Annotated in this window: 9 protein-coding genes and 1 tRNA gene; 4 read left to right on the forward strand and 6 right to left on the reverse strand. The window is 32.7% G+C overall.

Going from position 1 to position 11,523, the window contains the following annotated elements; genetic code table 11:
* Positions 1–6 precede the first annotated feature (6 nt).
* From BUB63_RS07480 to BUB63_RS07490, 3 genes are all read right to left on the reverse strand, one after another.
* Positions 7–1,680 carry a formate--tetrahydrofolate ligase gene (locus tag BUB63_RS07480; protein ID WP_073248839.1) on the reverse strand — a complete coding sequence of 558 codons (1,674 nt, stop codon included), beginning with the start codon at positions 1,678–1,680 and terminating at the stop codon, positions 7–9.
* Positions 1,681–1,870: 190 nt separating this feature from the next.
* Positions 1,871–6,967: a S8 family serine peptidase gene (locus tag BUB63_RS14000; RefSeq protein WP_073248840.1), complete on the reverse strand. Its 5,097-nt coding sequence runs from the start codon at positions 6,965–6,967 to the stop codon at positions 1,871–1,873.
* Positions 6,968–7,207: 240 nt separating this feature from the next.
* Positions 7,208–7,297 (reverse strand) — tRNA-Ser (locus BUB63_RS07490).
* Between the two features lie 134 nt (positions 7,298–7,431).
* Between BUB63_RS07490 and BUB63_RS07495 the strand changes: the two genes are divergently transcribed.
* The 3 genes from BUB63_RS07495 to BUB63_RS07505 are packed head-to-tail and all read left to right on the forward strand — an operon-like array spanning position 7,432 to position 9,156.
* Positions 7,432–7,740, forward strand: coding sequence for a PadR family transcriptional regulator (locus BUB63_RS07495; protein WP_073248842.1), 309 nt, complete (start codon positions 7,432–7,434; stop codon positions 7,738–7,740).
* A 4-nt stretch (positions 7,741–7,744) separates the two neighbouring features.
* Positions 7,745–8,362 (forward strand): ABC transporter ATP-binding protein, encoded by a 618-nt coding sequence (locus tag BUB63_RS07500; RefSeq protein ID WP_073248844.1) that lies wholly within the window; start codon positions 7,745–7,747, stop codon positions 8,360–8,362.
* Between the two features lie 5 nt (positions 8,363–8,367).
* Positions 8,368–9,156, forward strand: a complete 789-nt coding sequence (locus tag BUB63_RS07505) for an ABC transporter permease (RefSeq protein WP_073248846.1) — start codon at positions 8,368–8,370, stop codon at positions 9,154–9,156.
* On the opposite strand, the gene tadA is transcribed toward BUB63_RS07505, so the two are convergent.
* Positions 9,151–9,585, reverse strand: coding sequence for a tRNA adenosine(34) deaminase TadA (gene tadA, locus BUB63_RS07510; RefSeq protein WP_198011959.1), 435 nt, complete (start codon positions 9,583–9,585; stop codon positions 9,151–9,153). The genes BUB63_RS07505 and tadA overlap by 6 nt on opposite strands.
* A 137-nt stretch (positions 9,586–9,722) precedes the next feature.
* Between tadA and BUB63_RS07515 the strand changes: the two genes are divergently transcribed.
* Complete coding sequence (locus tag BUB63_RS07515) at positions 9,723–10,124, forward strand: hypothetical protein (RefSeq protein ID WP_073248848.1); 402 nt, start codon at positions 9,723–9,725, stop codon at positions 10,122–10,124.
* An 8-nt stretch (positions 10,125–10,132) separates the two neighbouring features.
* Here the strand turns inward: BUB63_RS07515 and BUB63_RS07520 are convergent, their stop codons facing one another.
* A complete protein-coding gene (locus tag BUB63_RS07520) occupies positions 10,133–10,513 on the reverse strand; it encodes a DUF948 domain-containing protein (RefSeq protein WP_027308918.1) in 381 nt (126 codons plus the stop codon).
* Between the two features lie 3 nt (positions 10,514–10,516).
* Positions 10,517–10,873, reverse strand: coding sequence for a YtxH domain-containing protein (locus BUB63_RS07525; RefSeq protein ID WP_073248849.1), 357 nt, complete (start codon positions 10,871–10,873; stop codon positions 10,517–10,519).
* Between the last annotated feature and the right edge of the window lie 650 nt (positions 10,874–11,523).

Here is an 11,523-nt window from a genome sequence, read left to right on the forward strand (position 1 = left end):
TCCCTCCTAAAAAAGTCCTGTTATTCTGCCATTTTCATCTACATCTATCTTTTCTGCTGCAGGAACCTTAGGAAGCCCCGGCATCTTCATAATACTTCCAGTAATTGCAACTATAAAACCAGCACCTGCTGAAACATATACTTCCCTTACTGTTATCTTAAATCCCTCTGGTCTTCCAAGCTTTGTTGCATCATCACTCAATGAATACTGAGTTTTTGCCATACAAATAGGCAAGTTTCCAAATCCAAGCTTTTCAAGTTCTGCAATCTGCTTTTCTGCATCCTGTGTAAACACTGCATCTTCAGCACCATATATTCTTCTTGCTATTGTCTTAATCTTTTCCTTTATTGGCATATTTAAATCATAAGCAAAATTCATACTGCTGTTCTTTTCTTCTATTAACCTTAGAACTTCCTCAGCCACTTCTATTCCGCCTTCTCCACCCTTTGCCCAAACTTCTGATACCTTAACATTAACACCAAGCTCTCTACACTTTTCCTTTACAAGCTCAATTTCTTCCTCTGTATCAGTTGGGAATCTATTCAAGGCAACAACAGCAGGAAGATTGAATACTCGTGTTATGTTTTCAACGTGCTTTAAAAGATTTGGAAGTCCCTTTTCAAGTGCCTCAAGATTCTTTTCACCTAACTTATCCTTTAAAACCCCTCCGTTATACTTAAGGGCCCTTACCGTAGCAACAATGACAACAGCACTTGGCTCAAGCCCTGCCATTCTGCACTTTATGTCAATAAACTTTTCCGCACCTAAGTCTGCTCCAAAGCCTGCCTCCGTTACAACATAATCTGCAAGATGAAGAGCCATCTTAGTTGCCATTATTGAATTACATCCGTGGGCAATATTTGCAAATGGTCCTCCGTGAACAAAGGCAGGTGTACCTCCTAATGTTTGAACTAAGTTAGGCTTTAGGGCATCCTTTAAAAGTGCTGCCATTGCCCCCTGTGCCCTTAAATCCCCCGCTGTAACAGGCTTACCTTCTCTATTATATGCAACAACTATTCTTGATAATCTTTCCTTTAGGTCATTTATATCCTTTGATAGACAGAATATTGCCATAACCTCTGATGCAACAGTTATATCAAACCCATCCTCTCTTGGGACGCCATTAACCTTTCCTCCAAGCCCACTTACAATAAACCTTAGCTGCCTATCATTCATATCAACGCATCTTCTCCAAGTAATTCTTCTTTGGTCTATGTTTAATTCATTCCCTTGATATATATGATTATCAAGCATTGCTGCAAGTAAATTATTTGCCGCACCAATTGCGTGGAAGTCACCTGTGAAGTGAAGATTAATATCCTCCATTGGAACAACCTGTGAGTAGCCTCCCCCTGCTGCTCCTCCCTTTATTCCAAATACAGGTCCAAGAGATGGTTCACGAAGTGCAACTGCAGTTCTCTTACCAAGTACTGTTAGAGCATCTGCAAGTCCAATTGAAGTTGTTGTTTTTCCTTCCCCTGCTGGAGTTGGATTTATCGCCGTAACTAAAATAAGCTTTCCGTTCCTACTTTTTTTGTTCTTTAAAATGTTGTAGTCAACCTTTGCCTTATACTTTCCATAAAGTTCAATCTCATCCTCTGTAATATCAAGCTTTTTGGCAATTTCCCTGATGTCTGAAAGCTTTGCCTCCTGTGCAATTTCAATATCCGTTTTAAACATAAACGCCCTCCTCTTATTTATATTACATAAATAAAGATACCGCCTACTCTCTATAAAATATATTCTACACTATTTAATTCTATCCTTCTATATCAATGTTTATAATATTTCAAAAAGTTATCAAATTTAGTAGTTGTCTTTTATGGAACCTCGATAAAAAAGAGGGTTAGCTTACGCTAACCCTTTAAAATTATTTTGTATATTTAGCATATATATATCCAATCTTACCATTGTAATTTATCTTATACCATCCATTTACCTTTTCTAATACTGTAACCTGTGTATTCTTTCTTATAGTTCCTAATCTACTATATTTTGCACCTGCTCCTTTTCTTACATTCAAGGCAATTGTTGTTGTTACCTTCTTTTCCTTTACATCATTATTGTATATAGTCTTTGTAGTTGGTTTTACATATTTAGCTGAAACGTATGCTATATCACCATTGTATATAATCTTATACCATCCATTTACTACCTCAAGGTATTCAACCTCTGCTCCATAGCTAAATGTTCCAAGTTTTTTACTATTTGTAGTCGCACTCTCTCTTATATTAAGTTTGCTTGCTATTACATTAATTATATTCTTGATAACTTCTGCTGGTTTTATTACATTTAGTTTTATTTCGTTTGAATTTACTCCATCTAATGTTGCATATATTTTAACTTCTCCGTGCTTTAATCCCTTTACCTTGTTTCCTGTTAAACTAATCAAAGATGAATCGGAAACTACATAATTAACTTCTGAAGTAACATCCTTTACTGTTCCATCTGAATAAGTTGCTGTAACTGTTAAATTAGCTGTATTATTAAATAAGAAAGTATAATTATCTGCCTTTAATTCAAGACTCTTTACAACTGGCACCTTAACTTCAATATTTGAAGTAGCTTCAACACCTTCTAATGAAGCTTTAACAGTCACATTTCCTGAGGAATCCTTTGGTGCTGTAAATAATCCCTTTTCAACTGTTCCAGCTGTACTTAACCAAACTGCTGTATCTGTTACATCCGCTTCACTACCGTCAGAGTATTTTGCAACTGCCTTAAATTGTGCAGTTTCTCCTCTCTCTACAGCATTTTTATCTTTAGTTACTTCAATTGAAACTATATGAGGTTTAACAAGGTTAACATTAACAGTCTTAGTTGATACATTGCCTGCCTCATCCTTTGCTGTAACTACGATTTCATATTGACCATACTCACTAAATGTTAATTCCTTTTCAAATTCACCGTTTTCATTTATTTTTACAACTTCATCATTAACCTTAACCCATTCAATCTTATCATTATCTGTAACTCTTCCCTTTAAAGTAACCTTCTTTGTTTCAAATGTTGCGTTACTTTCTGGACTTGTTATTTCAATTACAGGGGCATTGCTATCTTTAATTATTTCAACTGTCTTTACTGTTTCAAATCCAAATAGGTCAACTGCTCTAAATGTAACTTTATTTACTCCATCCTTCAATTTAACATCATAAGTATATGACTTCGATACTCCATTTCCAACTTCGCTCTCTTCATAGGCGATTTGATTTCCATTTGCATAAAGTCTGTATCCAAATACCTCATCAGAAACATTTAGTTTAACAGTGTATTTATCTACATCCTTAGATACCTTTACTTTACCATTATTAATTCCTTCAAGATCAAGTATTGGAGCAGTTGTATCAACATATACCTTATATGCATAGCTATTCTTATTACCTGCTAAATCTTCTACTTCAACATAAATTCTATTTACCCCGTCCTTTTCAAAATTTACTTGTGTAAAATACATATAAGCTAATCTTGGTTCATCTGAATCTCCATCAAACATATACCAAAGTTCTACAGGTACTTCTTGCCCATTAATCTTTAGGCTCTTTACCATTTCGCTTACTTCACCTGAAAGCAATACTTCTCTATTGTTAAACATTGAACCACTGTATCCTGGAGTTATGGTTGGCATTGTAGTATCTACTACTATCTTTACTTCGCCTTCTGTTATAAGCGAATTATGTGCATACGCTCTAACTACTAACTTGTGTTCTCCTTCTGCTAATTCTTTGAATTCAAGCTTATTATTAGCCTCTAACTCTTCTCCATCAAAGAATACCTTAACGTCATCTACAAAATATCTAATAGAGTCATCAAATGTATACTCAATTGATACATCATTTTGATTTGTATAATATACTCTATCAACATTGAATTTAATTAGTGAATTATCCACCTCTACTCTCTTAAGTTGGAAATTACCTGCATAATCAACTGCCACTATTTCAATTACATTTACTCCATTTTCAAGGTCAACAGATAATTTTAGTTCATCTGTTGGCTTGAATTCTACTATATTATCATAGTTTCCATTTACAGCAACTAAGTAGTACATTATTCCTAAATTATCATTGCCTTTAAACTCCAAGTCATACTTATTTAAGCCTGTTGGTTTATCTCCTGATAAAACTTCAACTTCAGGTTGTGTTAAGTCAACCTTTACAGGCATTGTAAGTTCTGTCCATTCTGCTCCTTCAAAATCAACTTTTCCTAAAAGTCTTATATAGTACTGTCCTTCAGGTGCTACATAGTATTCATCCTTTTCCTCGTTATAGAGCATTCCATCCCATGCCCAATCAAAATTGTACTTAGCTGGCAATTGTTCACTTGCTCTATTTTTCCTAATGTTCTTATCATAAGAAATAGTTCTTAAAACATTCTTATTGGAGTCTAATACCTCAATCTTAAATTCCTTTGCATTTCTTAAGAAAGAAACAAGAGGCATTACTCCATCTAACATAGAGTCTCCATTTGGTGAAATTGCAATATATTTTGGATTTATAATTGGCATATCATATTCTTCATTATATCCCTCAACTCCTAAATAGTATCCCATTGGATCTACTAATGTTGTTTGGGCATAATATGAATTTTCATCCCACATTGGTGCATCAAAAATTCTAACCTTATCCCACTCACCATAGAATCCCATATATGGCATTACTATTTCTGGATTTTTGCTATCCTTTTCTATTAAACTAATAAAACCTTCAACAAATATATTACTTGGTGCACTTTCAGGTACATTTAAAGTTACTGTTACTTCTTTTGTTTCATTTGGTACAACTGTAACTTCATTTTCACTAAATGAAATTGATGCACCCGTAAGTTTCATAGCGTTTGGATATAATAAACCATTTCTTTGATAAGTAGTTAAAACACCATATTTATCTACTAAATTAAATGTATAAGTATCTTGACCAAAGTTAGTTAATTTTAACTTAAATGTTGTCTCCTTTGATACTTCCTTAAGTGCTGCAACAGCTCTTCCACCTTCAGTACTTACTGTAACATTTGTCCTTATTGCTTTATCTACCTTAATTAATCCTGCACCCTGTTTTCTTGTTAAATATGGTAATCCTACCGCCTTATCTATCATTGGCTCTGCTGTATTTGTTAATAATCTCTTTGCAAGTTCAACAAATTCCCTTGGAGTTAATCCCATATTCTTTGATTTTAGGTATTGAACAACAAGTGCAACAGCTCCTGATGTATGAGGCGCTGCCATCGATGTACCACTCATTGTCTCATACTTATTTGCATTTACAGTTGAATAGATTTGTCCTCCTGGTGCTGTTAAATCCGGTTTAAAATTCAAATCAGGTGTTGGACCCCAAGATGAAAAATCTGACATTTTATTAGCATTTGTATTTGGTGCAATTGCTTGCTTCCCTTGGAATTTAACCTTAACACCATTTTCTATATTGTTTAATAGCTTTACTCCATCTGCATTGTTTATAAAAACAGCAGGAATTTTAACTGATGGGTCTGTCGCCATATTAATATATGAATTATCTCCATCTCTGTTAAATACAATTACACCAACTGCACCTGCTGCTTGTGCATTTAGCTTCTTATCTACAAAAGATATAGCTCCTCTTTTTATTAAAGCAATCTTTCCTGTTAAATCTTTTCCTTCAAAATCTTGAGGCAATCCTAAGTTACAATAAACAAGTTCATATTCTCCCTTTAATACTCCAACTGGATCAATTTCTGATATAGTATAACCCATATCACCTGTTTCAGTGCCTAATACATATGTTAAAGCTGGAAGTCTTAAATGTGTATTCTCTGATGATGCAACTTGTATAGTATCTGGGAATAAACCAGGTGAACCTACTATAGATGTATCTGGGTCCTGTGCATATGCTACATATGGATAAGTTGAGTAATATGAATTACCTGCTGAAACAACAACTACAACCCCTGCATCTGTTGCATTTTTTATTGCTCTTTGTTCTGGGTCATCAGGCATTACAAACCCTGCTGATGAACCTAAACTCATATTTATTACATCAGCACCGTGTTTTACAGAATCATCAATTGCTGCTGCAATATCATCAGTAAAGGCACCAGCATTTGTTGGATCATTTGAGAAAACCTTTAAAGCAAGAACTTGAGCCTCTGGTGCTACACCTTTAATTTCACCATTTGCAGCAACTATACCAGCAACATGCATTCCATGCATACTACCAGATTTATCAATTATGTCTGTATTCATATCTGCATAGTTATACCCGTATGGAACCTTATCTGTAAAGAACTTACCTGGTCCTTCTGTTATTGAATTTTTACTAAGCTTTGCCTTTGTTGGATCTGTTAGCTTCATATCCTTATGTGTATAGTCTATTCCTGTATCAACTATTGAAACAACAGTTCCCTCACCCTTAAATCCAAGTTCGTTCCAAACAGTTGGTGAGTTTGTAATATTAACAGCTGTTGACATATCAAGATAGTATTTGTTAGCAACTGTTACCTTTTTTACTCCCTTAATCTTTCTAATTGCATCTATGTCTCTATACTTAACAGTTAAACTAACACCATTTAAAACACTTTGATAAGTATGTCTAACTTTACCATACTTACTAATTTGAGATATAAGTTTTGTTTGATTAGCCTTTACATCGTCAATTAACTGTTTATTGTTTTTTAAACTTACATTTTTTAAATTTGCCAAATCCAATGCAGTTGGATTATCAAATTCAACTATTACCCTTACATTGTCATTTTCTTTTGGTTCTGGTTTCATATTGTCAAAATTGTCATCAACTATTGATGCATTACCAAACTTCTGAATTAATGCTCTTCTTGCATCAACTTCCTTAAAGTTTTTAAGATGCTTTTGCAATTTAAACTTTTGTACCAAATTTTCTTGATTTGCACGTCTGTTTTCTGCTGCCTTCGTCATAGGCATTAAACTTGAAAACAAAAGAGCAACAGACAGCGTGAAGCTAATAAATTTCTTCATCTTCATATCGATCCCCCTTTATTTATTTTTTAAATTGAATAAAATTAATTCATCCCTCCTTTTTCATTTTTTTCCTTTATTGTATTTATACTATATTTTTAAAACGATGAGTATATATAATCGTTCGCAAATTATTCCAAATTTGTATTACATTAATTTAACATCGACAAAAAAAATAATAGGACGACAATTTTGTCGTCCTATTATTTGCATATTTAAAAAATAATTTTAATAAATATTAAATCTTGGCGGAGAGAGTGGGATTTGAACCCACGGTACGGTTACCCGTACGCACGATTTCGAGTCGTGTGCATTAGACCACTCTGCCATCTCTCCATCTAAATAATATGATATATGTATTATTTTTTAATGTCAACATTTTATATTTAGTTAACTTGTATTGTTTTTTCAATAATGATATAATTTTATTATCGATTTTCGATAACGAATTTAGATAGGAGTGTTTATTAATGGATAGCAAAATATTACGCAAACTTTTCCTTGGCTTTATCGAAATACACATACTTCACCACGCAAAAAAGAAACCCTTTTATGGTTCTTGGATGATAGAGGAACTTAAACACCACGGATATGATATAAGCCCTGGAACATTATACCCAATTCTTCACACCCTCTGTAGAGAGGGACTTCTATCTGTAGAGGAACAAAACGTAAACGGAAAAATCAGAAAATACTACTCTATTACTAAAGAGGGTGAAGATGTGCTTATAAAAGCAAAAGAAAAGGCTTTAGAGCTTATTAATGAAATAGGAGGTTAAAAATATGTTTGAAGTAAAAAATCTTAAATACAAAGATATACTCTATATTGACCACCTTAATATAAACAAAAACTCCGTCACATGCATAGTAGGGGAAAGCGGTAGCGGAAAAACAACTCTACTTAAAATGCTAAATAATATAATAAGCCCTGATGAGGGGGAAATATATTTTAACAGAAAAGAAATAAACCAATACAACCCAATTGATTTAAGAAGAAGAGTGGTTATGCTTCCACAAACTCCTATTATATATAAGGGAAGTATACTGGATAATATTTTAATAGGCAAAAAATTTTCTAAGTCTGAAATCTATGATATTAAAGAGATAGAAAATCTTTTAGAAAAATTTAATGTAAATAAAAACCTAAATGAACCTGCTGAAAATTTATCTGGCGGAGAAAAACAAAGGGTTTGTTTAATTAGGGTACTTATAATGAACCCTGAAGTTATACTTTTAGATGAGCCAACATCTGCTCTTGATGAAAATACAGAGGATTTAGTCATTAATTATGTAGTGGAATATGTAAAGAAAAATAATAAGACTCTTATTATGGTAACTCACTCTAAGGAAATAGCAAAAAAATACTCTGACCACATAATTGAAATAACTAAAAGGAGATGATTTATTTGAATGGAGCTGTAAAATTATCAATAATGCAGGTATTGTCTGCCTATCTGTTTATACTAATTCTTCTTTTGATAGTTAAAAGGAGAGGCTTAAATAGAGAAAAGGAAATAATAATATCTACTACTCGAATGACTCTACAACTAATTTTAACAGGATATATTCTAACATATATATTAAAAAATCCAAATCCTTTTATAACCCTCCTTGTAATATCAATTATGGAGATTTTTGCAATACAAAACATAATAAAACGTTCTAAAACTAAACTTTCTTATGAACTTAAAAAAGTAGTTGTTTTTTCTATGATAGTTGGAACATTATTTACACTGTTTTATTTTATTTTAATAGTCATAAACATTAAGCCTTGGTATAATCCTCAATACTTTATTCCTCTTGCTGGTATGATAATAGGCAATTCTATGACAGGAATAAGCCTTGGAATAAACAAATTAATTGATGGATTTAAAAATCAAGTTGATGTAATTGAATGTTCACTAATGCTCGGTGCATCTCCTAAAGACGCCTGCAAACCAATATTAGATAATGCCTTTGATTCTGCAATACTACCTACTATAAACTCGATGGTTGGAATGGGAATAGTATTTTTACCTGGTATGATGACGGGACAAATACTATCAGGCTCTTCGCCCTTAGTTGCAATAGAATATCAAATTGCTATTATGCTTGGTATTTTAGGTAGTGTATCAATAAGCGTAATTATATTCCTATTATTTGGTTATAAAACCTTCTTTAATAACAGAATGCAAATTAAAAGAGAGGAACTATAATCCTCTCTTTTTTCTAAAAAAATTACTTAAAAGTTCTGCACACTCCTTAGAAAGCACTCCTCCTATAACCTCTATCCTATGATTCAATCTCTCATCGTAGGCTATATTATAAAGTGTTCCACAGGCACCAAATCTTTTATCATAGGCTCCAAAAACCAGCCTTTTTATTCTGCTATTTACAAGTGCTCCAGCACACATAACACAGGGCTCTAAAGTTACATATATTTCACAGTCAATAAGCCTCCATCCACCCAACGTTTTACAGGCTTCCTTTATTGCAATTATCTCTGCGTGGGCTGTTGCATCCTTTAAAGTTTCCCTTAAATTATGTCCTCTTCCTATTATTTTCCCATCCTTAACAATCACAGCACCAACTGGAACCTCATCTAAATATAGGCATTTTTTTGCTTCCTTAATAGCCTCATTCATAAAATACTCCATAACATCACCCAAAGATATTATAAATTATGTTAATAATAAAATAAACACAATTATAACGACAATTACTTTACTTTAATAATTTTTTTTTGGTAATATATAATTAATAAAACAAAAGGGGTGATTATATGTGTTATTTTATTTTTGCCGAAACAAGTAATACTATTAACGAAGAGGTTATAGAAAGAAACGAACAGAGCAGCCTTTATGTACAAAATTTATCTTATTTAGTTGAAATTAAGGATAAAAATTTATATCATATAAGTAACGGTCACTGTGCCTGCGATATTGCAGTAAGTCCTCATAGATTAATTGACAATGTAAAGGACGTACTTAAAAACATTGAAGGCAACTTTAATTTTATAATAATAGATAGCGAAAAGGATGATGTTGAACCTCTACTTGAAGAAAATAAGGACTTTGAATCCTTTTTATCTAAATTTGAAACCGTAGAAATTAACTTCAATGAATTTATTAGCAAATATCCAAATCAAATAAAGTTTGACACTCTCTACAAAATAAAGCGATAAGCCTATGCTTATCGCTTTATTTTAAACTTCTTTTTAGAAAAAAGACTCCTGAACTGTGAAAACACATCAACAACATCAGAAACTGCTGATACTATATCATCCACAGTTGCTGCAACCTCATTTACACTTGATACAATATCTCCTACCTCATCACCCTTTGATTCTATACTTGCTGCAATTTTATTCACATTATCAACAAGCTTAGGTAGGGTATTTAATGTATTATCTATATTGTTTTTATTTGTATCTAATATGCTGTTAATCTTGTCTGCCATTAAACCTAACTTCTTTAAAGTAGTAACTATATAGTATGTAATAAAAATTACTGCAACTATACCAACTAACGCAAGTATATCACTTAAAGTTATAGTTAAAGTTAAACTACCCATATATTATTCTCCCTCTTTTTCCTCTTCATCATTGCAGCAATCTTCATCTTCTCCACAACAGCAGCCCATATCATCTTCACAGCAACAATCAAAATCCTCTAAACATTCTTCTCCTTCACAGCAGCAACTTGTCTTAACAACCTTTGACTTTACGTTTTCTGCAACTTCCTTTGCTTTATCTAATGCCTCCTTTGCACCCTCCTTTAAATCCTCTCTTGTTTCTTTACCTGACTTTGGTGCAAATAATATACCTGAAATTGCTCCAAGTGCCGCACCTATAGCTACACCCGCTGCAAGACCTTTCCTTAAGCTCTTTTTTGCTCTCTTTTCTCCTCTTAAATCAATGTCAAACCTTTTCATAGTATCAACCTCCTTTTGTCATATTATACCACAAAGTATAAAAAAGTAAACTATTTCGACAAATATTAGATTTTAAGATAAAAAATAAAGCAACATTTATTACTTAGTATCAGAAAAGTGAGTAATAAATGTTGCTATGTGAACTACCCCCACTTATAGAAGTAGTGGCTTCGTGGTCAATACTCCCAACAGAGCAAGTTATCCCACGCTCAAAGGGCTGTTCCTTCCCCAGATGTACCATTTACATGGCTAATCTTAGCTTGGTTTTCGCTCTAATAATTGTAGCATTTTTTATATATTTTTACAACATTCATCACCTACTTACAGAGATTTCGCAGTAAAATTCCAGTAGAATTTTTATTTTTACTGAAATTATATCTTATTACATCTTATTGAAGAAATGGTATTCCGCCATCCCTGTAGATTATAAAAATAGTTATAACTCCCCCTACCCCAAGAAATTTAAATAATTAATTTCCAATTTTATTGTTGCATTAAGTTTTTTCAAATACTGGGTTATTCCAGGTATCTTCTATTGTAAATCTCTCATCTCTTATATCCTCAATAATATTTATTTGAAGCATTCTTTTCTTTCTAAAACCTCTAATACATCTAAAAAAATATAACTGCATAAGATTAAATGCTATAAT

Source organism: Caloramator proteoclasticus DSM 10124 (genome assembly GCF_900129265.1).
Taxonomy (GTDB): Bacteria; Bacillota; Clostridia; order Clostridiales; family Caloramatoraceae; genus Thermobrachium; species Thermobrachium proteoclasticum.

Excerpts from the sequence above, each read along its gene's own strand:
- BUB63_RS07495 (WP_073248842.1), top strand. The coding sequence starts at position 7,432 with ATGGATAGCAAAATATTACGCAAACTTTTCCTTGGCTTTATCGAAATA.
- BUB63_RS07525 (WP_073248849.1), bottom strand. The coding sequence starts at position 10,873 with ATGAAAAGGTTTGACATTGATTTAAGAGGAGAAAAGAGAGCAAAAAAG.
- BUB63_RS14000 (WP_073248840.1), bottom strand. The coding sequence starts at position 6,967 with ATGAAGATGAAGAAATTTATTAGCTTCACGCTGTCTGTTGCTCTTTTG.
- BUB63_RS07520 (WP_027308918.1), bottom strand. The coding sequence starts at position 10,513 with ATGGGTAGTTTAACTTTAACTATAACTTTAAGTGATATACTTGCGTTA.
- BUB63_RS07515 (WP_073248848.1), top strand. The coding sequence starts at position 9,723 with ATGTGTTATTTTATTTTTGCCGAAACAAGTAATACTATTAACGAAGAG.
- BUB63_RS07500 (WP_073248844.1), top strand. The coding sequence starts at position 7,745 with ATGTTTGAAGTAAAAAATCTTAAATACAAAGATATACTCTATATTGAC.
- tadA (WP_198011959.1), bottom strand. The coding sequence starts at position 9,585 with ATGAATGAGGCTATTAAGGAAGCAAAAAAATGCCTATATTTAGATGAG.
- BUB63_RS07480 (WP_073248839.1), bottom strand. The coding sequence starts at position 1,680 with ATGTTTAAAACGGATATTGAAATTGCACAGGAGGCAAAGCTTTCAGAC.